General features: G+C 65.0%; 19 protein-coding genes and 1 tRNA gene. 8 read left to right on the top strand and 12 right to left on the bottom strand.

The window, feature by feature from the left end; all coding sequences use genetic code 11:
* Window positions 1-3: 3 nt before the first annotated feature.
* The 3 genes from ACT2BZ_RS11880 to ACT2BZ_RS11870 form a co-directional block, all read right to left on the bottom strand.
* Window positions 4-1,155, bottom strand: coding sequence for a hypothetical protein (locus ACT2BZ_RS11880; RefSeq protein ID WP_457941176.1), 1,152 nt, complete (start codon window positions 1,153-1,155; stop codon window positions 4-6).
* 94 nt (window positions 1,156-1,249) lie between these two features.
* Window positions 1,250-2,299 carry a Gfo/Idh/MocA family protein gene (locus ACT2BZ_RS11875; protein WP_457941175.1) on the bottom strand — a complete coding sequence of 350 codons (1,050 nt, stop codon included), beginning with the start codon at window positions 2,297-2,299 and terminating at the stop codon, window positions 1,250-1,252.
* Window positions 2,300-2,309: 10 nt separating this feature from the next.
* Window positions 2,310-3,095, bottom strand: a complete 786-nt coding sequence (locus ACT2BZ_RS11870) for a ThuA domain-containing protein (protein ID WP_457941174.1) — start codon at window positions 3,093-3,095, stop codon at window positions 2,310-2,312.
* A 171-nt stretch (window positions 3,096-3,266) separates the two neighbouring features.
* On the opposite strand from ACT2BZ_RS11870, the gene ACT2BZ_RS11865 reads away from it, so the two are divergent.
* The 3 genes from ACT2BZ_RS11865 (at window position 3,267) to ppk2 (ending at window position 4,806) form a co-directional block, all read left to right on the top strand.
* Window positions 3,267-3,342: transfer RNA gene (locus tag ACT2BZ_RS11865), tRNA-Thr, on the top strand.
* A gap of 147 nt (window positions 3,343-3,489) precedes the next feature.
* Window positions 3,490-3,714: a hypothetical protein gene (locus ACT2BZ_RS11860; protein ID WP_457941173.1), complete on the top strand. Its 225-nt coding sequence runs from the start codon at window positions 3,490-3,492 to the stop codon at window positions 3,712-3,714.
* A gap of 177 nt (window positions 3,715-3,891) precedes the next feature.
* Complete coding sequence (gene ppk2 / locus ACT2BZ_RS11855) at window positions 3,892-4,806, top strand: polyphosphate kinase 2 (protein ID WP_457941172.1); 915 nt, start codon at window positions 3,892-3,894, stop codon at window positions 4,804-4,806.
* 21 nt (window positions 4,807-4,827) lie between these two features.
* On the opposite strand, the gene ACT2BZ_RS11850 is transcribed toward ppk2, so the two are convergent.
* The 5 genes from ACT2BZ_RS11850 to ACT2BZ_RS11830 form a co-directional block, all read right to left on the bottom strand.
* Complete coding sequence (locus ACT2BZ_RS11850; protein WP_457941171.1) at window positions 4,828-5,655, bottom strand: dipeptide ABC transporter ATP-binding protein; 828 nt, start codon at window positions 5,653-5,655, stop codon at window positions 4,828-4,830.
* Entirely contained in the window at window positions 5,652-6,506 is an 855-nt protein-coding gene (locus tag ACT2BZ_RS11845) for an ABC transporter ATP-binding protein (RefSeq protein ID WP_457941170.1), read from the bottom strand. Before ACT2BZ_RS11845 ends, ACT2BZ_RS11850 begins: the two co-directional genes overlap by 4 nt.
* Window positions 6,507-6,510: 4 nt before the next feature.
* Window positions 6,511-7,419 carry an ABC transporter permease subunit gene (locus ACT2BZ_RS11840; RefSeq protein ID WP_457941169.1) on the bottom strand — a complete coding sequence of 303 codons (909 nt, stop codon included), beginning with the start codon at window positions 7,417-7,419 and terminating at the stop codon, window positions 6,511-6,513.
* A gap of 11 nt (window positions 7,420-7,430) precedes the next feature.
* Window positions 7,431-8,435, bottom strand: a complete 1,005-nt coding sequence (locus ACT2BZ_RS11835; RefSeq protein WP_457941168.1) for an ABC transporter permease subunit — start codon at window positions 8,433-8,435, stop codon at window positions 7,431-7,433.
* Window positions 8,436-8,532: 97 nt separating this feature from the next.
* The gene (locus ACT2BZ_RS11830; protein WP_457941167.1) at window positions 8,533-10,128 is read right to left on the bottom strand and encodes an ABC transporter substrate-binding protein; all 1,596 of its coding nucleotides are present in this window, start codon (window positions 10,126-10,128) and stop codon (window positions 8,533-8,535) included.
* Window positions 10,129-10,435: 307 nt separating this feature from the next.
* On the opposite strand from ACT2BZ_RS11830, the gene ACT2BZ_RS11825 reads away from it, so the two are divergent.
* On the top strand, window positions 10,436-12,433 hold the full coding sequence (locus ACT2BZ_RS11825) for a long-chain-fatty-acid--CoA ligase (RefSeq protein WP_457941166.1): 1,998 nt from the start codon (window positions 10,436-10,438) through the stop codon (window positions 12,431-12,433).
* Window positions 12,434-12,441: 8 nt separating this feature from the next.
* On the opposite strand, the gene ACT2BZ_RS11820 is transcribed toward ACT2BZ_RS11825, so the two are convergent.
* Genes ACT2BZ_RS11820 through pgi form a run of 3 tightly spaced genes read right to left on the bottom strand, consistent with a single transcriptional unit; the run spans window position 12,442 to window position 15,586 of the window.
* A complete protein-coding gene (locus ACT2BZ_RS11820; RefSeq protein WP_457941165.1) occupies window positions 12,442-13,206 on the bottom strand; it encodes an SDR family NAD(P)-dependent oxidoreductase in 765 nt (254 codons plus the stop codon).
* Between the two features lie 26 nt (window positions 13,207-13,232).
* Window positions 13,233-13,940 (bottom strand): HAD family hydrolase, encoded by a 708-nt coding sequence (locus ACT2BZ_RS11815; RefSeq protein ID WP_457941164.1) that lies wholly within the window; start codon window positions 13,938-13,940, stop codon window positions 13,233-13,235.
* 5 nt (window positions 13,941-13,945) lie between these two features.
* On the bottom strand, window positions 13,946-15,586 hold the full coding sequence (pgi, locus tag ACT2BZ_RS11810; protein ID WP_457941163.1) for a glucose-6-phosphate isomerase: 1,641 nt from the start codon (window positions 15,584-15,586) through the stop codon (window positions 13,946-13,948).
* Window positions 15,587-15,832: 246 nt separating this feature from the next.
* On the opposite strand from pgi, the gene pdxR reads away from it, so the two are divergent.
* Together pdxR and ACT2BZ_RS11800 are read left to right on the top strand one after the other, a co-directional pair.
* Window positions 15,833-17,323, top strand: a complete 1,491-nt coding sequence (gene pdxR / locus ACT2BZ_RS11805) for a MocR-like pyridoxine biosynthesis transcription factor PdxR (RefSeq protein WP_457941162.1) — start codon at window positions 15,833-15,835, stop codon at window positions 17,321-17,323.
* A gap of 152 nt (window positions 17,324-17,475) precedes the next feature.
* Complete coding sequence (locus ACT2BZ_RS11800) at window positions 17,476-19,065, top strand: trimethylamine methyltransferase family protein (RefSeq protein WP_457941161.1); 1,590 nt, start codon at window positions 17,476-17,478, stop codon at window positions 19,063-19,065.
* Window positions 19,066-19,083: 18 nt separating this feature from the next.
* On the opposite strand, the gene ACT2BZ_RS11795 is transcribed toward ACT2BZ_RS11800, so the two are convergent.
* On the bottom strand, window positions 19,084-19,989 hold the full coding sequence (locus ACT2BZ_RS11795) for a LysR family transcriptional regulator (RefSeq protein ID WP_457941160.1): 906 nt from the start codon (window positions 19,987-19,989) through the stop codon (window positions 19,084-19,086).
* A gap of 115 nt (window positions 19,990-20,104) precedes the next feature.
* On the opposite strand from ACT2BZ_RS11795, the gene ACT2BZ_RS11790 reads away from it, so the two are divergent.
* A complete protein-coding gene (locus ACT2BZ_RS11790; protein ID WP_457941159.1) occupies window positions 20,105-20,656 on the top strand; it encodes a carboxymuconolactone decarboxylase family protein in 552 nt (183 codons plus the stop codon).
* An 81-nt stretch (window positions 20,657-20,737) separates the two neighbouring features.
* Window positions 20,738-21,202 carry a nuclear transport factor 2 family protein gene (locus ACT2BZ_RS11785; protein WP_457941158.1) on the top strand — a complete coding sequence of 155 codons (465 nt, stop codon included), beginning with the start codon at window positions 20,738-20,740 and terminating at the stop codon, window positions 21,200-21,202.
* Window positions 21,203-21,212: the final 10 nt, after the last annotated feature.

Here is a 21,212-nt window from a genome sequence, read left to right as displayed (position 1 = left end):
GGGCTATTCTACGACCGAGACGCGGATCTGGTAGATGTCGACCGCATTGCCCTCATTGGCAAAGTCGGAATTGATCGCCAGCGAACCGCCCGACCCCGGACGGCCCTCAGGCAGTTCGACATCGAAAAGATACTCGGCGCGCTCATAGCCGACGACGTAGCGACGTCGCCCGCAGTCTCCGAGCTCGCCGAAATCGCAGCTGATCGAGATCTCCGTCTCCTTGCCTTCTTCCGCCCGCGCGACGATGTCGAAGACGACCTTGCGACCGGCGATCTGCTCCAGAATGCCCTGCCCGACGTCGAAGATGACGGAGGCGCCGCCGCTCGATCTGATGCTCAGGTAAGGGCCCGATTCATCCTCGCTCACTTCTGCGGTGGCGCCGGAGGGCGCATTGACGGCCGAGGAATCGGCGGGCGCGAAAACGGTGATCCAGTTGCGGCGATCCTGCGCGGCTCCCGCCTCCGAAAGGCCGGGGGGCGTGGCGTCGGGATCGAAGTCCTCGCCCTCCATGACCATGGGCGGGTTATGCACCGAAGTGTCGATTTCGGACGGCAGCTTGAACAAGCCGACCTCGAAAGCCCACCAGCCGGCGATGGCAGCCGCGGCGAAGAGTGTGACGGCGACGAACATCGCAGCCAGCGGCCGACGCCTCGGGCGGGCGCGCCGCTCGTCGCGGTCAGGTGCGACCTCGGCGCCAGGCAGCGCAGACTTTGCGGCTCCTGGACGGGGGGCCGGCGCAACGCCGATATCGACGCGGGGCTCGGGTCCGGCAGCAGGATTGACGGCACCGCCGTTTGACGGCCGCTCGAGATGCACGGGCGGTGCAGCAGCCTCGGCGCGAGCGGGCGCCTTGCGGTCAGGTGAGACCTCCGGCACGGCGGCCCCGGGCTGCGGGCCTGCCTCGGTTGCCGCGGGTTCCCGCGAATCAACCGGCTCCGGCGGCAGGGCCGGCATGAATTCCGATTCGATGCTGGTGATGCGTGCCTGCAGGTTCTTGCGACGCTTGATTGCGACCTCGACCGTCAGGTTCGGCTGCGACTGCGTGGCGCGCTCCAGCGCGGCGAAGGCCGAACGGTACACCTTCTCGCGGAAGGCGCGGTCTTCGGCATTCCCCTTCTCAAGCGCGTTGCGGATCGCCTTCTCGATCGGATCCAAACAATTTTCCCCATTGCGGCAGTTCGCCTCGGTGATCGTTAGCCGCCGCGGCGCAATGAGGCAACGCCTTGCCGGTCGAACAGGCGATTTTCCGCTAGTCGATCGCGATGCGGCAGCCTGAGGCGGCACTTTCGAAGGCGGCGTCGATCAGCCGCTGCATGTCGGCGGCGCGCCGGAAGGTGGGGTCACCATTGACGCCCGAGGCCAGCGCATCAGCGAATCGGCGCGCGTTGCGGGGCACAGGAGGCGGCGCCAGCTCGCGCCAGCGGGCAGGCTCGACATCCGCGCCGAGGCTGGCGGAGAGGTGCGACGCCTGGCCGTCGGTCTCGACCCTGAGGGCGCCAAGCGTGCCGTGCAGCGTCAGCGAGAGATCGTTGGTGTGGCCGGTGGCGTAACGGGTCGCCACGATGGTCGCCAGCGCGCCCTTGCGAAAGCGCGCCGTCATGGCCACGCTGTCATTGGCGTCGAGCACGTAGTCGCCGATGCGCTCGCCATCGGCCTTGGGGAAGGTGACCAGCTCGGCCTGCAGGCTGGCGAGATCATCGGCCGCGCCGAAGCTCGCAAAATCGAGGATGTGAATGCCGACGTCGCCCAGGACGCCGGTCGAGCCGTGACCCGTTGAGAGGCGCCACAGCCACTGGTCCATTGTGCGCCAGTCACCCCAGGCCTTGCTGACCAGCCAGCTCTGGCGGTAGGCGGCCTCGACATGGCGCAGTTCGCCGATCTCGCCGGCCTCGACCATGACCCGCGCCTGCTGCAGCGCCGGCGAATTTCGGTAGGTGAGGTTCACCATGTTGACGACGCCTGCTGCTTCCGCAGCCTCCGTCATGGCAAGCGCGTCTGCATGGTTCGGCGCCAGCGGCTTTTCGCAAAAGACGTGCTTGCCGGCGGCGAGGATCGCCAGCGTCGTCACCTTGTGGGCACCGTCGGGCGTCGCGTTGATGGCGGCATCGAAACCGTCCCAGGCAATTGCCGCCTTGAGGCTTTCGAAATGCTGCGCAATCTTGTGCCTAGCGGCGAAGGCCTCGGCCTTGCCGGGGAGGAGATCGACGCAGGCGACGATCTCGCATTCGGGAATCTTTGCGAAATCCTCGACATGGGTGCCGGCGATACCGCCGGTGCCGAGCAGCAGCAGACGATTCATAAAATGGTCCTCAGCTCAGACCCTTGTCGCCATCGGCATGGAGACGGGCACCCTTCTGCACGATCTTCTCCTTGGCCGAAGCGACCGGCACATTGGGCGCCTCGGTGATCGCGGACCAGGCCGGCGCCGGGTTGTGCGCCCAGCGAACGGCGTTGCGCAGCACCTGCTGGACGCCTTGATTGTGATAGATGGCATAGGTCTCGTGCCCTGGCGAGAAGTAGAAGATGCGGCCGGCGCCGCGCTGCCAGGTCATGCCTGAGCGGAACACCTCGCCGCCTTCGTACCAAGATACGAAGACCGTCTCCATCGGCTCAGGCACGGCGAAGGGCTCGCCGTACATCTCGGTCTCGGCGATCTCGAGGCATTCGCCGATGCCCTGCGCGATCGGGTGGCCGCGGTTGATCGCCCAGACGCGCTCGCGCTCGCCGGCCTCGCGCCACTTCAGAGAGCATGGCGTGCCCATCAGGCGCTTGAAAATCTTGGAGTAATGGCCGGAATGCAGGACGATCAGGCCCATGCCTTCCCAGACGCGCTTCTGCACGCGCTCGACGATGTCGTCGGCGACGTCGCCATGCGCCGCATGGCCCCACCAGAGCAGCACGTCGGTTGTGGCGAGACGCTCCGCGGTCAGGCCGTGCTCGGGCTGCTGAAGAGTTGCCGTGGATGCCTCGATGGCCCCGTCGCCGGCAAGAGCGGCGGCTATCGTCGCATGCATGCCATCGGGATAGAGGGCGCGCACTTCCTTGCTGGTCTGCTCGTGGACATTTTCGCCCCAGACCACCGCTCGAATCGTCATGTTTCACTCCCAAAGCGCTTTGGGAGGCATAGTAGTGGGTGCAGGTGACGATGAGAAGGCGCCGCCGCGGCGTTCCGGTGAATTTTCAAATGGGCCACGCGCCCGCTTGAATTCGGCACGCAATGAAGCTATCACCCGCGCAATCCGTCGTAACGACCATGGCGGACGGCGGCCGCTTTAGCTCAGTTGGTAGAGCACATCATTCGTAATGATGGGGTCAGGTGTTCGAGTCACCTAAGCGGCACCAACAATCTCGCCAGACCTTCCATATCGCCCTCCACCGGATTAGGCTCCGTCGGCCTGTGGCTATCGCCCGGCCGAAATGAGCGTAGTATCCCGGGCACGGGGCGTCGCCCTCATTTGGCATCGTGCGGTCATACGGGGTAATGTGATCATGAGTGCTGCGGGCAGGATAGCGCTGGCATTTCTCGGCCTGGTGCTGGGTGGCGGTCTGGGCGGCGGCATCGGCCTCCTTGCCGGCCTTCTCTACACTGAACTTGCAGGCACCTCGGGCTTCGAGGGCTATTCCGGCTATGTCGTGGTCGTCTGGATGCTCGGCGGGATCCTCGTCGGGCTGATCGCGGGGCCCCTGGTCGCGCTAAAATGGTCACGGCGCTAGCAACACACAGCTTGGCCGTTCCGCCAGCCCGCCGGTCATTCGCCGAGACTTCATTACGCCTCACTCCCCCTGCGGCAGTTCGACCGACGGGCAGTTCCGCGCGCCTATCTCTGCCGGCTTGTCACATCTCTGTTGCAAAAGCCGGCTCCTTGTAGGGCCACAACGGGGACATGCGCCATGAACGACAGCCAGAGCTACGACCTCAACCGGATCAAGGACGAGATCGCCGACAGTTTCGACGAGGAACTGGAGGTGCAAATGGAGGAAGACCGGCTCGACGAGGTGGTCGCCGAGGGCATGTCCGGCCCGGCCGAGCAGACGCTCGACCGCAAGATCTACTTCCGCGAGCTGTTCCGGCTGCAGCACGAACTGGTGCGCCTGCAGGACTGGGTGCAGCACAAGCAGCTGAAGGTGCTGGTGATCTTCGAGGGCCGCGACTCGGCCGGCAAGGGCGGCGCCATCAAGCGCGTGACGCAGCGGCTCAACCCGCGCATCTGCCGCGTCGTCGCCCTGCCCGCGCCGACCAACCGGGAGAAGAACCAGTGGTACTTCCAGCGCTACGTGCCGCATTTGCCGTCGGCCGGCGAGATGGTGCTGTTCGACCGCTCCTGGTACAACCGGGCGGGCGTCGAGCGCGTGATGGGCTTCTGCACCAGGGAGGAGCTCGAAGAGTTCTTCCGTTCGGTGCCCGAGTTCGAGCGCATGCTCGTGCGCTCCGGCATCGTGCTCGTCAAATACTGGTTCTCGATCACCGACGAAGAGCAGCAGTTCCGCTTCAAGATGCGCATCCACGACCCGCTGAAGCAGTGGAAGCTCTCCCCGATGGACATGGAGAGCCGGGTGCATTGGGAAGACTACACCAGGGCCAAGGAAGAGATGCTGGCGCGCACCCATACGGAAGATGCGCCCTGGTGGGTGGTGCAGGCCGTCGACAAGAAGAAGGCGAGGCTCAACTGCATCGCGCACCTGCTCGAGCAGATCCCCTATGGCGACGTGCCCAAGCCCGAGATAGAGCTGCCGCCGCGGGTGCACCACGACGACTATGTGCGCCACCCGGTGCCCGGCGAAATGTACGTGCCGCAGCGCTACTGAGCGTTCAGGGCCGGGCCGCGGTCAGGCCGCGGCCTTCCTTGCCAGGCGCGCCTTGATCGAAGCGACGTCGGCGCGCGGCGTCGCGGCGAAAAGCGTCTTCGTGTAGTCGTGCTTCGGGTTGGCGAAGACCTCGTCGCGAGGGCCGTATTCGACGGCCTCGCCGAAATACATGACCATCACCTCGTCGGCGATATAGCGCACCACCGAGAGGTCATGGCTGATGAAGACGTAGGTGAGCTGGAACTCGTCCTGAAGGTCGGCAAGCAGGTTCAGCACCTGCGCCTGCACTGACAGGTCAAGTGCCGAGACCGGCTCGTCGAGCACCAGCAGGCTGGGGTTCAGCATCAGCGCTCGGGCAATCGCGATACGCTGGCGCTGGCCGCCCGAGAACATGTGCGGATAGCGGGCGAAATGTTCCTCAGCCAGGCCGACCTTCTTCAGCATGGCCATGGCGCGGTCGCGTCGCTCCGAGGCCGGCATGTCGGTGTTGATGAGCAGCGGTTCGCCGAGCACGTCACCGATCTTCTGACGCGGGTTGAGCGAGCCGTAGGGGTTCTGGAAGATGATCTGCACCTTCTGGCGCATCACAGGCGTCAGCTTGTCCTTGGCGATGTCGACCTTCTGGCCCTCGATGAACAGCTCGCCGGCGGTCGCCGGATCGATCAGCGTGACGATGCGGGCGAGTGTCGACTTGCCGCAACCACTCTCGCCGACGATGGCGAGCGTCCTGCCCTTCTCGACCGAGAAGCTGACGCCCTTCACGGCATGGACGGTGCGCGGCTTGGCGAACAGGCCGCCACCGACATGGTAGTCGCGCACCAGGTTGCGGGCTTCGAGGACTGCTGTCATGACGCGGCTCCGGCGGCAGGCTGTTCGTCGACGAGATAGTCGGAGATGGTGGGCAGGCGGTCGCCCGTCGCATTGTCGGGCAATGCCGACAGAAGCGCACGCGTGTAGTTGCTCTTCGGGTTCTCGAACAGCGACAGCACGTCGGCCTCTTCCATCTTGCGCCCCTTGTACTGGACGATGACGCGGTCGGCGGTCTCGGCCACCACGCCCATGTTGTGGGTGATCATGATCAGGCCCATGCCGTACTTTTCCTGCAGGCTGACCAGCAGGTCGAGGATCTGCTTCTGGATGGTGACGTCGAGCGCGGTGGTCGGCTCGTCGGCGATCAGGAGCTTGGGATTGCAGGCGATCGCGATGGCGATCATGACGCGCTGGCACTGGCCGCCCGACATCTGGTGCGGGAAGGAACTGAGGCGATCGGCCGGGTCGGGAATGCCGACGAGGTCGAGCAGTTCGATGGCGCGCGCGCGGCGCTCTGCGCGGCTCATGCCCATGTGCACTGCCAGCACTTCCTCTATCTGGAAGCCGACGGTGAAGCAGGGATTGAGGCTTGCCATCGGCTCCTGGAAGATCATCGCCATGTCCTTGCCGACCATCTTGCGGCGCTCGGCCGGCGTCAGCGTCATGAGGTCGACGCCGTCGAACTCCATGCGGTCGGCGGTGACCTTGGCGCTCCAGGGCAGAAGGCCCATGACAGCCAGCATCGAGACCGACTTGCCGGAACCGGATTCGCCGACGATGGCCAGAACCTCGCGCGGCTCGACCGACAGCGAGACGCCGTCGACGGCGCGGAACTGTCCCGCCGCGGTGGCGAATTCGACGACGAGGTTTTCGATTTCAAGCAGGGGCATGGGCTCAGGACCTCTTCAGCTTGGGATCGAGCGCATCGCGCAGGCCGTCGCCGACCAGATTGATCGCCAGGACGGTGATCAGGATCGCGATGCCGGGGAAGGTGACAACCCACCAGGCGCGCAGGATGAACTCTCGCGCCTCGGCCAGCATGGTGCCCCATTCGGGCGTCGGCGGCTGCGCGCCCATGCCCAGGAAGCCCAGTGCGGCGGCGTCGAGGATGGCGCTCGAGAAGGAGAGCGTCGCCTGCACGATGAGCGGCGCCATGGTGTTGGGCAGGATGGTGCGGAACATCAGGCGCATCGGCCCGGCGCCGGCGACCCGCGCCGCGGTGACGTATTCGCGGCCCTTCTCGGTCATCACGGCAGCGCGCGTCAGGCGCACGAAATGCGGCTGCAGCACCAGCGCGATGGCGATCATCGCATTGGTCAGGCCAGGCCCGAGAACCGCCACCAGAACAAGCGCCAGGAGCAGCGACGGGAAAGCCAGGATGACGTCCATGATGCGCATGATGACGGTGTCGATCCAGCCGCCGAAATAGCCTGCGATGACGCCGATGAAGATGCCGCCCAACAGCGCTATCGTGGTGACGACGACGCCGATGAAGAGCGAATATTGTGCGCCGTAGAGCAGGCGCGAGAGCATGTCGCGGCCGACCGGATCGGTGCCGAGCGGGAAGACGGCGCTGCCGCCCTCCTCCCAGAACGGCGGCACGAGCACGGCGTCGCGGTACTGCGCGTTGGGCAGGTGTGGCGCGATGACCGGTGCCAGCAGCGCCACGATGACGAGCAGCACGAAGAGCCAGAAGCCGAGAACCGCGCCGCGGTTTTCGGAGAAATAGAACCAGAACTCGGCCAGCCGGCGGCGGCGGGACGGGTCGAGCGAGACGGGCTGGACAGCGTTGGTTTCGGCCATGCGCGTTGCTCCTAGTGCCGGATTCGCGGGTTGATCAGCCCGTAGAGCAGATCGACGATGAGGTTGACGATCATGATGATGCCGGCGATCAGCAGCAGCCCGCCCTGGATGACCGGGTAGTCGCGCCGGAATACCGAATCCACCATCCACTTGCCGATGCCCGGCCAGGAAAAGATGGTCTCGGTCAGGATGGCGCCGGCCAGCAATACGCCGACCTGCAGACCGATTGTGGTGATGACCGGGATCATGGCATTGCGCAGCGCGTGGATGCCGACGACGCGAAACGGCGCCAGTCCCTTTGCGCGCGCGGTGCGGACATAATCCTCTCCAAGCACCTCCAGCATGGCCGAGCGGGTCTGTCGGGCAATCACCGCGAGCGGAATGGTGCCGAGAACGATGGTCGGCAGGACGAGGTGGCTGACCGCCGACTTGAAGGCGCCGGCCTGGCCCGACAGCAGCGAATCGATCAGCATGAAGCCGGTAACCGGCGGGAAGAAGTAGAGCAGCGAGATGCGGCCCGAGACCGGCGTCCACTGCAGGATGCCGGAAAAGAAGATGATGAGCAGCAGGCCCCACCAGAAGATCGGCATGGAATAGCCGACGAGGGCGGTGCCCATGATGGTCTGGTCCCAGAAACTGCCGCGCTTGATGGCCGCGAAGATGCCGGCCGGGATTCCGAGGAAGACCGCGAAGATGATGGCGCAGACCGACAGTTCGAGCGTCGCGGGGAAGAGCGTCAGGAACTGGTCGAGAATCGGCTGCTTGGTGACGATGGAGTTGCCGAAATCGCCGGTCAGCACGCCGCCGAGATAATCGAAATACTGCACCACGATCGGCCGGTCGTAGCCGAGCTCGTGCGAGATCTGCGCGTGCCGCTCGGGCGACATGACCCGTTCGCCAGACAGCAGCGCGACCGGATCGCCCGGCAGCAGGCGGATGAACGAAAAGGCGATGATGGAAACGCCGATGAAGGTCGGCACGAGAACGGCCAGACGTTTCACGAGATAGCGAAGCATTGAACAACCCCTGCCGCTAGCCCCTTCGGGCAGTCCGAAAATATGCAAAAAGGGGGCGTTCGTGTTGGAACGCCCCCTCCTGAATTGCGGCCGCTAGTTACTCGGTGATGTCGACGCCGTCAAAGGCAAAATCACCAAGCGGGCTCTGGACGAAGCCTTCGACTTCCTTGCGCATCGGTACGACCGAGAGCGAGTGGTCGATCGTTGCCCAAGGCGCCTCGCGCTTGAAGACGACCTGCGCCTCTTCATAGAGCTTGGTGCGCTCGGCCTTGTCCGAGGACGTCTTGGCCTTGGAGACGAGATCGTCGAACTCCTGGTTGCACCACTGCGCGCGGTTGTTGCCGCCGACGGCATCGCAGCCGAGCAGCGTGTCGAGGAAGTTGTCCGGGTCGCCATTGTCGCCGGTCCAGCCGAGCATGACGGCGCCGTCACGATCCTTCGCCTTGGAGCGGTCGAGGTACTCGGCCCACTCGTAGGAGACGATCTCGACCTTGACGCCGATCTTGTCGAAGTCGGACTGGATCAGCTCGGCGGCGCGACGCGCGTTGAGCATGTAGGGACGCGCAACCGGCATCGCCCAGACCTTCATCGACAGGTCCTTGACGCCAGCGTCCTCGAGCATCTTCTTGGCTGCTTCCGGATCGTAGGTGTCGTCCTCGATGGCCTTGTTATACGACCACATGGTCGGCGGGATCGGGTTCTTGGCGGGCGTTGCGGCGCCCTGGAACACGGCGTCGACGATGGCCTGCTTGTTGATCGCCTTGTTCAGCGCCTTGCGCACTTCGACCTTGTCGAAAGGCGCCTGGGTGGTGTTGTAGGCGAGGTAGGCCACGTTCAGGCCTTCCTGCTCCAGAACCTTAAGCGCCGGGTCGGCCTTCATGGCCTCGACGTCGGCCGAGTTCGGATAAGGCATCAGGTGGCATTCGCCGGCCTTCAGCTTCTGATAGCGCACGGCAGCGTCCGTCGTGATAGCGAAGACGAGATCGTCGATCTTCTGCTTGCCGCCCCAGTAGTCCGGGTTGGCCTTGTAGCGGATCACGGCGTCCTGCTGATAGGCGACGAAGGCGAAGGGGCCGGTGCCGAGCGGCATCTGGTTCAGCTGTTCCTTCTTGCCGTCGGCATCGAGCTTGTCGGCGTATTCCTTCGACATGATCGAGGCGAAGGGCATCGCCACGTTGGCCAGGAACGGCGCTTCCCTCTGCTTGAGCACGAACTTCACGGTCATGTCGTCGACCTTCTCGATCGACGAGATCAGGTCGGGCATGCCCATGCCGGAGAAATATTCCCAGGACGTGCCGGGGACGTACTGGTTCCAGGCGTTGTCGGCGCTGAACTGGCGCTCGAACGAGAAGATCACGTCGTCAGCGTTGAGGTCACGCGTCGGGGTGAAGAACTCGGTGGTCTGGAACTTGACGCCCGGGCGCAGCTTGAAGGTGTACTCCAGGCCGTCGTCTGAAATCTCCCAGCTCTCGGCAAGGCCCGGCTCGGTCTCGGTCGTGCCCTTCTTGAACTCGAGAAGGCGATTGTAGACCGTGTGAGCCGCCGCATCGAAAGTGGTGCCGGCAGTGTAAAGGCCGGGGTCAAAACCCTCCGGCGAACCTTCCGAGCAATAAACGAAGGTCTTCGCACTTGCTACGCCACTCAGGACGGTCGCGGCTGCCAGCGCAGCAGCGAAGGTCAATTTTCTTATCATTGGTTACTCCCTGATATTTTTCCAAGCCCCTCAATCAGGCCGGAGAAGCCGGCATATAATCATCCTTTCTCACGGTTTGGAACTCCCCCCTCTCTGCCGTACGGGAAGCCAGTATTTTGGCGTCGATAACCGCATTTGCGGGCTACAGGAGACTTGCGCATGGCTTGCTTGTGGCGGGCGCCTCGCAATAGATTGCGCAGGCCTGTCGCAGGTCCGGGGGGAGTGGATCCGCAGCCCCTGGCTGTCGATGCCCGGAGCGGACAGGGTCAAAACAAGGCGGCAACCGCAGCCGCCATGGGAGGAAGAATTGGCAAGAGCGACCAGCAAGACACCCGCCCGGGCTGCCGGCAAGTCTAGCACCAAGGGCAGGAAGCCGGCCGCGGCGATAAAGGCCGAGGCGGCGAAGCCCGCCGCAACGGGCGCGGGCGCGGCCAAGGCGAGAAAGCCGGCAGCGGCAAAACCGGCCGCGCAGAACGCAGGCCCAGCCCAGACCAGGAAGCCGGTCGGGGCCAAGCCAGTAACGGCGCCAAAGGCACCCGCCAAGGCAGCCAAGACGACCAAGGCAACCGCAGCAAGGAAGCCTGCCGCAACGAAAGCGGCAACCGCGGCACGCGGCCGTGCTGCCAGCAAGACAACTTCGCGAGACAAGCCCTGGCTGAAGAGCTACCCCGAGAGGGTGGCTGCCGAGATGCCGCCTCTTGCCGCCGCCTCGATCGGCGACCTGCTGGTCGGCGCGTGCAAGCAGTTTGCCGGGCGCCCGGCCTTCACCTGCATGGGCAAGTCGATCAGTTTCGGCGAGCTGGAACGGCAATCCTCGGCGATCGGAAGCTGGCTGCAGGGACGCGGCCTCGCCAAGGGGGCGCGCGTGGCGATCATGATGCCGAACGTGCTGCAGTATCCGGTGGCAATGATGGGCGTGCTGCGCGCCGGCTACACGGTGGTCAACGTGAATCCGCTCTACACGCCGCGCGAACTCGAGCACCAGCTCAAGGATTCGGGCGCCGAAGCGATCATCGTGCTCGAGAACTTCGCCAAGACCCTGCAGACGGTCGTCACCCGGACCCAGGTGAAGCATGTCGTAGTTGCCACCATGGGCGACATGCTGGGCATTAAGGGGCTCCTGGTGAACTTCGTGGTGCGGCGGGTGAAGAAGCTGGTTCCCGCCTGGGCCCTGCCTGGCCACGTCAGTTTCAATTCAGCGCTGAGCGAGGGGGCAGAGCGCCCGTTCAAGCCCGCCAAGGTCGGGCCCGACGACGTCGCCTTCCTGCAGTATACGGGCGGGACGACCGGTGTGGCCAAGGGCGCCACGCTGTCGCACCGCAACGTGCTGGCCAACGTCAGCCAGCTCGCCATGTGGGTGGAGGAGGCCTATCGGGTAAAACCAAAGCCCGCCGATCTCGTCTACATCTGCGCGCTGCCGCTCTACCACATCTTCGCGCTGACGGTGAACGCGATGATGGGGATGCAGCAGGGCGCGCAGAACGTGCTGATCCCCAACCCGCGCGACATTCCGGGCTTCGTCAAGGAGCTGCAGAAGTACAAGTTCCACATCTTTCCGGGCCTCAACACGCTGTTCAACGCACTTCTGAACAACGAGCAGTTCCGGGCACTGGACTTCAAGCCGCTGATCCTGACGCTGGGCGGCGGCATGGCGGTGCAGAAGGCCGTGGCGGAGCGCTGGAAGGCGCTGACCGGCAACAGCATCACGGAAGGCTACGGCCTGTCGGAGACGTCGCCCGTTGCGACGGCGAGCTACGTGACGGGCGCCGACTTCAGCGGCACGATCGGCCTGCCGCTGCCGTCGACGGAACTGTCGATCCGCGACGACGACGGCAAGGAAATGCCGCTCGGCGAGGTCGGCGAGATCTGCATCAAGGGTCCGCAGGTGATGGCGGGCTACTGGAACCGGCCGGACGAGACGGCAAAGGTCATGACGCCGGACGGCTTCTTCAAATCGGGCGACATGGGCATCATGGACGAACGCGGCTTCACCAAGATCGTCGACCGCAAGAAGGACATGATCCTCGTCTCCGGCTTCAACGTCTACCCGAACGAACTGGAAGACGTGGTGGCGATGCACCCCGGCGTGCTGGAGGTGGCAGCGATCGGCGTGCCTGACGAGCATTCGGGCGAAGCGCCGAAACTGTTCATCGTCAAGAAGGACCCGGACCTGACCGTCGAGGCGCTGAACGCCTTCTGCAAGGAAAACCTGACCGGCTACAAGCGGCCGAAATACATCGAGTTCAGGACCGAACTGCCGAAGACCAATGTCGGCAAGATACTGCGGCGGGAACTGCGGGGATAAGCCAAGCGTCAGCCTGCGGTGTAGCCGCCGTCGACCGGGAATATGCCGCCGCTCGTCCAGGCAGCCTCGTCGCTCGCCAGATAGACGGCAATGCCCGCCAGGTCGTCAGGCCGGCCGATGCGGCCGAGCGGGTAGCTGCGCTCGACATAGGCCTGCAGTTCGGCCTTGGCCGATTCCGGGAGGTTGTCGACGGACTTGCGGCGCATCGGCGTATCGACGGTTCCGGGCGCGATGGCGTTGACGCGGATGCCGCGCGGTCCGAGTTCGAAGGCCAGCGACTTGGTCAGCGAGCTCACCGCCCCCTTGGACAGCGAATAGAGGCTCGACGGCCGCTTCGGGATCATCTTGCCCGCGAAGTAGGAGGACAGGTTGATCACGGAAGCGCCTGCGGGAGCGAAAGCGGGAAGCAGCCGCTGGGTCAGGAAGAACATCGCCGTGACGTTGAGGGAAAGGGACTGGTGGAACTGTTCCTGCGTGACCGCGTCGAACGGCACCAGGAAGGCGACGCCGGCATTGTTGACCAGAATGTCGACAGGCCGGCCAGAACCGGAAATGCCCGCGCTTGCCTTGTCGATGCCCGCCTGCGTCGCGAGATCTGCAGATATCGTCTCGACGAATCCGGCACCAAGCTGCTGGCGCGCCGTCTCCAGCTTCCCAGCATCGCGGCCAATCAGGCAGACATCGGCCCCCTCGCGAACGAACGCCTCCGCAATCGACAGTCCAATGCCCTGCGAGCCGCCTGTCACGATCGCACGCTTCCCCTGCAGTCTCATGACACCCCTCCTTGTCGCCGCCTTCGTCAGCTCGTGCCGAGATAGTCCGGAAGTTCGGCGATCGATCCCAGGATGACGTCGGCCAGGGGCTGCAGCGTCTCGCGCGTGCCCGTCCCCGACAGGACACCGATGGCAAGCCCGGTGCCGCCGGCGCGCGCCATTTCGAGGTCGTGGCGGTTGTCGCCAACCATGGCGATCTCCGACGGTTTCAGGCCGGTCAGGTCGCAGAAGGCGTGGATGGCATCGGGCGCCGGCTTCGGATTGGCCACGGCGTCATAGCCATAGGCGGCATCGAACATCTGCGCGATGCCGAGTGCGAGCAGCGTCTTTTCGGCGCCGGCGGTGGAATCGTTGGTGGCGACGCCGAGCCGGAAGCCGGAGCGGTGAAGCCTGGCGATGGTCTCGTGAGTACCCGGCAGGGCGACCGACTGGGCAGCACCTTCCTCCGCGGTGACCGCATCGAAGATGCCGGTCATGCCGTGACGGGCGACCGGGTCGGCATCGGGATACCAGAGGGCGACGATGTCCGCATTGGTGCCGGCGGCAAACACCGAGTCGGCGCGAAAGCAGTGGCGCTCGAAATCATAGCCGGCGGCAGTCATCAGATCATCGGCGCGCGCACGGTCGCCATCGGCCGCGCGCAACGCCATCAGGTCGCCAATGGCGTACCAGGTCTTCTGGAAATCGACCAGCGTCCCGTCCTTGTCGAACAGGATTCCCTTGATGTCAGGCAAATCGGCTACTCCCCGCGCAGCCCATGGATATGGCGCACGAGGCCGGCTGTCGAGGCGTCACTCGCGGCTGCATCCTCCTTGCCCTCGACGACGGGCAACAGGCCGGTCGCAAGTTCCTTGCCGAGTTCCACGCCCCACTGGTCGAAGGAGTTTATGCCGAACAGCACGCCCTCGACGAAGACGCGATGCTCGTAGAGCGCGATCAGCCTGCCGAACGTATAGGGATCGAGCGTCCTGTAGATGAGGGTGACGGACGGGCGGTTGCCGGTGAAGACGCGGTGCGGCGTGATCTTCTCGACCTCGGCTGCGGCGATGCCCTTTGCGAGCATCTGGGCGCGCGCCTCCTCGAGCGTGCGGCCCTTCATCAGCGCGGCGGACTGGGCAAGCACGTTGGCAAGCAGCAGGTCGTGATGATGGCGCAGCTCCGGCTCGTGGCCGACGGCGGCGGCGAGAAACTCGACCGGGATGATGTCGGTTCCCTGGTGGAGGAGCTGGAAGAAGGCGTGCTGGCCATTGGTGCCGGGCTCGCCCCAGACAAGCGGGCCGGTCGGGGTGGCCGCGGCTGCACCGTCGAGCGTGACGCGCTTGCCGTTCGATTCCATGTCGAGTTGCTGGAGATAGGCGGGGAAACGCGACAGGCGCTGATCGTAAGGGATGACCGCGCGCGCCGGATAGCCGCAGACGACCCGGTGCCAGTAGCCGACCAGACCGAGCAACACGGGGATGTTGCCGTCCAGCGGCGCGCTGCGGAAATGCTCGTCCATGGCATGCGCGCCGGCGAGGAAGGCACGGAAGTTCTCCGCGCCGACAGCGAGCATGATCGGCAGGCCGATGGCGCCCCACAGCGAATAGCGGCCGCCGACCCAGTCCCAGAAACCGAAGACGCGGTCCGGCGCGATGCCGAATTTCGAGACCTTGTCGAGCGCGGTGGAGACTGCGGCGAAGTGCTTTGCCGTGGCGGCCTTGCCGAGCGCGGCCTCGATCCATTTCTGCGCCGTTTCAGCGTTGGTCATGGTCTCGACGGTGGTGAAGGTCTTGGAGGCAATGATGAAGAGCGTAGTCTCAGGGTCGAGCCCCTTCAGCGTGTCGTGGATATGCGCGCCGTCAACATTGGAGACGTAGTGGGCGCGCGGGCCGTCGTGCCAGGGGGCCAGCGCCAGCGTCGCCATGGCCGGGCCGAGATCGGAGCCGCCAATGCCGATGTTGACGATGTCGGTGATCTTCCTGCCGGTCGCGCCGGCCGCCTTGCCGGACCGCACGGCGTCGGAAAAGGCGGCCATGGCGTCGAGCACGGCATGGACATCGGCGATGACGTCCTCGCCGTCGAGCAGCAGCTCTGCGCCGCGCGGTGCGCGAAGCGCTGTATGGAGAACCGCCCTGCCCTCGGTAATGTTGATCTTCTCACCAGAGAACATGGCGTCGCGGCGCTGCGGCACGCCGGCGGCGAGCGCCAGGTCGGACAGCAGGCGCATCGTTTCCTCGTCGACGGCGCATTTCGACCAGTCGAACAGCAGGCCGTCATCCTCGGCCGAGAACCGCTCGAACCTCGTTGGATCGGCTGCGAAGGCTGCGCGCATGTCCTTTGGCGCACGCGCATGGTGATCGCGCAGCGCCGCAAGCTGCGCCGAGGTCGTAGAAACTGTCACTGACGGACTCCATGATCGACGGATTCCGGCGCACCTTAATGGAGATTGGCGCCAACGCGAAGATTACATGTCCGGGCCTTGGCGCGAAATTCTGCAGCGCAGTAGGTCACCACCAGCTTGGACCAGATGGCAAGCATCATTGGTGTAGATCATAACAATAAGAAAAATTCATTGGCTTAACGATTTGGACCAGCGCTACAAATCGATGGTCCAGAAATCCACACCGGACGACGGGAGGAGCGCATCATGCCACAGCGAAACGACGCCGCCATCTGGTCAGGCCTTTTCCACATCTCCGCGGAATCGGGCCAGACCCTGCAGGCGCAGATCCGGCAGGCGATCGTCGCCGCGATTCTCGACCGGCAGATAGCCGCCTCGATGCCGCTGCCCTCCTGCCGCATCCTGGCGGAAAAACTCGGCGTTGCGCGCGGCACGGTGGTGCTGGCCTTCCAGCAATTGGTGGACCAGGGCTTCCTGGTAGCACGCGAACGGCGCGGCCACTTCGTCAATCCGGAAGTGCTGGCAACGCCGGCCAAGCCGCACCAGAAGGCCGACAACGTCAACGAGATCGACTGGAAGGCGCGCCGCCAGATCGCGGCGAGCGACATGCCGGGACCGTCCAATCACCAGAACTGGATCAAGTCTTCCTATCCCTTCGTCTACGGCCAGTTCGATCCGGCGCTGTTCCCGACCGCCGAGTGGCGCGAGTGCAACCGCATGGCGCTGGCGGTGCTGGAAATCCGCAACTGGGCGGCCGACATGGTGGACCGCGACGATCCGCTGCTGATCGAGCAGATCCAGGCGCGCCTGCTGCCGCGGCGCGGCATCTTCGCCAATCCGGACGAGATCATCGTCACACTCGGCGCGCAGAACGCGCTCTACATGCTGGCCCACCTGCTGATGACCAAGGGCTCCAAGGTCGCCATGGAGGACCCCGGCTATCCGGATGCGCGGTCGATCTTCCGGCTTGCCGGCGCCGACATCCACGCCACGCCGGTCGACAGCCAAGGCATTGTTACCAATGAGATTCCCAACGATGCCGGCTTCGTGTTCGTGACGCCCAGTCACCATTGCCCGACGATGGTGCCGCTGAGCACGGAGCGGCGCGCCGACCTTCTGGCGCGCGCCAGCCGCAACAACCAGATCATCATCGAGGATGGCTATGACAGCCAGCTGATCGACGAGGCGCCGCAGCAGGCGCTGAAGAGCCTCGATCGCTCGGGCCGGGTCATCTATGTCGGCTCGATGTCGAAGACGCTGGCACCGGGACTGCGGCTTGGCTACATCGTCGCCGACGCCGGACTGATCGCGGAACTGAGGGCGCTGCGCCGCTTCATGCTGCGCCATCCGCCGGCAAACAACCAGCGGGCGGTGGCGCTGTTCCTGTCGCTCGGCCACCACGAAGCGCTGGTCAGGCGGCTTTCCTCGGCCTTCGACGAACGCCGCAAGCGGCTGGTGCAGGCAATCACCGCCTTCCTGCCCGAATGGCGCTCGACGGATTCGGCAGGCGGCGCATCGCTCTGGCTCGAGGGTCCGCGCGGCATCAATGCCCGCGGCCTGGCCGAGGCGGCGGCGGCGCGCAGCGTCATCATCGAACCGGGCGACCGTTTCTTCGACAGCGCCAGCCAGCCCTCGCGCTTCATGCGGCTCGGCATCTCCTCGATCGCGCTCCAGCACATCGAACCGGGGATTCGCGAACTCGCCACTGCAGCGGGGCGCCGGCCGGCGGCGGCATAGCCGCCGGCACCACCCGGATTTCTGGCCCACCCCGCGGCAGACCGTGGCCCTATTTGCGGCCAATGGCTCGCGCATAGTCGGCGCAAGAGCGGGTCGATGCCGGTCCAGCCTGGACCAATCGGAACCAGCCTTCGCCACGGCAGGAGGGTCGCATGACGGTTGTGTTGGAGCAGCAGGACGGCGCACCCGAAAAGACGACACGCCGGTCCGGCGGTCGAGAGGCACGGCGCGCGATGCGCGCGGCACCGCTGGCCGACGACATCCGCCCGATCCGCGCCGGTCTCGAAGGCGGAACCTACAAGGCACTTGCCGATAACGATCTCGAGCGCGTGCACGAAGCGGTGCTGACGCTGCTTGAGACTGTCGGCTTCGCCAATGCCATTCCAAGCTGCATTGAGGCGCTGACGCGGGTCGGCGCCAGCCACGACGCGGACGGCCGCATCCGGTTTCCGCGTGCCCTCGTGCTTGAAACGATCAAGAACGCGGCCCGCAACTTCACGCTGCACGGGCAGGACCCGAAGCACGACATGCTGATCCAGGGCAAGCGCGTGCATTACGGCACGGCGGGCGCCGCCGTGCACCTGGTCGATGTCGAGAACCGCGAGTACCGGGAATCGACGCTGCAGGACATCTACGACGCGGCACGCATCGTCGACGGGCTCGACAACATCCACTTCTTCCAGCGGCCGATGGTGCCGCGCGATATCCCCGATCCCGCCGAGATGGACTTCAACACGCTCTATGCCTGCGTCATGGGCACGTCGAAGCATGTCGGGACCAGCTTCACCGTGCGCGAGAACGTCGCCCCGGCGCTGGAACTGCTCTATGCGATTGCCGGCGGCGAAGAGAATTTCCGCGCCCGGCCCTTCGTGTCTAATTCGAACTGTTTCGTCGTGCCGCCGATGAAATTCGCAGAGGACGCCTGCGGCGTGCTCGAGGCCTGCGTCGAGGGCGGCATTCCAATCCTGCTCCTGTCGGCCGGCCAGGCCGGCGCGACGGCGCCGGCGGCGATTGCGGGTGCGGTGGTGCAGGCGGTGGCCGAAGTGCTCGCCGGCCTTGTCTACGTCAATGCCATCGCGCCGGGGCACCCCTGCATCTTCGGCACCTGGCCCTTCGTTTCTGACCTGCGCACCGGCGCGATGTCGGGCGGTTCGGCCGAGCAGGCGCTGCTGACCGCGGCATGTGCCCAGATGGCGCAGTTCTACGACCTGCCGGGCGGCTCGGCCGCCGGCATGGCCGATTCCAAGCTGCCCGACATCCAGTCCGGCTACGAAAAGGGCATCACCAATGTGATGGCCGGACTTTCGGGGCTCAACCTCGTCTATGAATCGGCTGGCATGCACGCCTCGCTGCTCGGCTTTTGCCTGGAAAGCCTCATCATCGACAATGACATGCTCGGCCATTGCCAGCGCTGCGTGCGCGGCATCGAGGTGACGGACGCGGCGCTGTCGATCGACACGATCGCGGAAGTCTGCATGCAGGGGCCCGGCCACTATCTCGGCAACGAGCAGACGCTGAGGCTGATGCAGACCGAGTATTTCTACCCGGCGATCGGCGACCGCTTCTCGCCCAAGGAATGGAACGAGAAGGGTAAGCCCGACATATTGGGCCGCGCCATCACCGAGAAGAAGCGCATTCTCGTCGAACGGTTTCCCAGCCATGTGCCGAAAGCAATGGACGACAGGCTGCGGCTGCGCTTCGGCGACCTGATCAAGCTGCCGCGCGGCGGCATGGGCCACTGACCCGCGACTTGCGTCAAACTACATGCCTGCCCGGGCGAGGTCTGCCCGCAGACGGGGTGCGGCGAAATCGAGAAAGGCCCTGAGCTTGATCGGCAAGGGCCCCTGCCCTGCATGGACGAGGCTGACCTGCCAGGGCTCGGGCTCGAAATCTGCCAGCACGATCTCCAACTGCCCGGCGCGCCTGGCTGCCGCCACCTGGTAGGAAAGCACGCGCGTCACGCCGAGACCGGCAGCAGCCGCATCGATCGCCGCTTCCGCCGTGTTGACCACGAGCCGGGAGTGAACCGCCACCGTCTCTTGCGCCCTGCCCGAGCCGAACGTCCAGTTCGCCGGCGAGGACAGTCCGTCGAAGGTGATGCAGGCGTGGGATGACAAGGCTTGAGGCGTCCCGGGAACGCCGTGTTCCTCGAAATAGGCGGGACTGCCGCAGACAACGCGGCGGATATCGCCAAGCCTGATCGCCACGAGGCTGCTGTCCGGCAGGGCACCGATCCGCAAGGCGACATCGACATGGTCGTCAACGAGGTGCACCACCCGGTCCGCCAGCACCAGCCTGATGTCGATCTCGGGATAGGTGGCCAGGAATTCGTTCACCAGCGGCAGGACGTGAAGGCGGCCGAAGACGACGGGCGCGGTAACGACAAGGTCCCCCCGCGGCGCGCTGTATTCCCCTGACGCGGCGCGCTCGGCCTCCTCGACATCGGCCAGTATTCTCTTACAGGCGGCAACGTAGGACTGTCCCGCCTCGGTCAGCAGGATCTTGCGGCTCGAGCGGATGAACAGGCGTGTCCCGAGCAGCGCCTCCAGATCGGAGATCTTTCGGCTCACCGTCGACAGCGGCGCGCCGACCTGTCGTGAGGCAGCGGACAGGCTGCCGGCATCGACGACGACCAGCAGCACCGACATTGCATCCAGGCGATCCATATAAACTCCCATTTTTCGGAAGGGAACTTGCCGATATTGAGGGATGGTTGATGATTTTGGAAGGGATTAGTTGATGCGGGTGGCCCCGAGGCCGATGACAACCAAGGAGAACAGCATGTCCCGTCTTCCAATCCCCGCGACGATCGCCGACGCACCGGAGCTCTCACGTCCGCTGCTCGAGTCGGTGAAAAAGCAGTTCGGCACCGTGCCCAACCTGTTCCGCCTTGCTTCGACGAGCCCAGCGGCACTCGAGGGATATCTGGGCGTTGCAGGCGCGCTGTCGAAGGGAAGCCTGCCTGCCGCGACGCGGGAGCGGATTGCCCTTGCCGTGGCCGAGATCAACGGCTGCGACTACTGCCTGTCGGCGCACAGCTATATCGGCAAGAATCTCGCCAAGCTTGACGACGCCGAGATAGCCGCCAATCGGTCCGGCCGCTCGAACGATCCGAAGGCGGATGCGGCGGTCCGCTTTGCAGCGAAGGTTACGTCGCAGCGCGGGCGCGTCAGCGAGGACGATCTGCGCGCTGTGCGGCTAGCCGGACACGACGATGCCCAGATCGTCGAGATCGTTCAGCATGTCGCCCTCAACGTGTGGACGAACTACCTCAACATCGTCACCGAAACCGACATCGATTTTCCTGTCGTCAACGCCCGAGCCGCTGCTTGAGGCCGGGGCGCTGAACCAATCTCGTCGGCGGCGCTGCCGTTCACGCGGTGACGCCGCCCGAGCAACCTGTCGGAGCAACCCATGGACCGCCCTCCCTTGCCACCGTTCACCGCCGAGACCGCAGCCCGAAAGGCGCGCAGAGCAGAAGACGCCTGGAATTCGCGCGATCCCGCTAAAGTCGCGCTCGCCTATACCGAGGACAGCGTCTGGCGCAACCGCTCGGAGTTTCTCACCGGCCGCAAGGCAATCGAAGAGTTCCTGACGCGCAAATGGGCGAACGAGCTCGACTATCGCTTGGTCAAGGAAGTCTGGGCCTTCCATGAGAACCGGATTGCCGTGCGCTTCGCCTATGAATGGCACGACGCCAGCGGTCAGTGGTACCGCGCCTATGGCAACGAGAACTGGGAGTTCGACTCGCACGGCCTGATGCGCCGGCGGATCGCAAGCATCAACGACCTGCCGATCACGGAAAGCGACCGCAAATTCCACTGGCCGCAGGGTCGCCGGCCCGACGATCATCCGGGCCTGAGCGCGCTCGGCCTCTAGCAAGCAGGAG

Source organism: Mesorhizobium sp. 10J20-29 (assembly GCF_054130485.1).
This window is presented reverse-complemented; position numbering and strand designations above follow the sequence as displayed.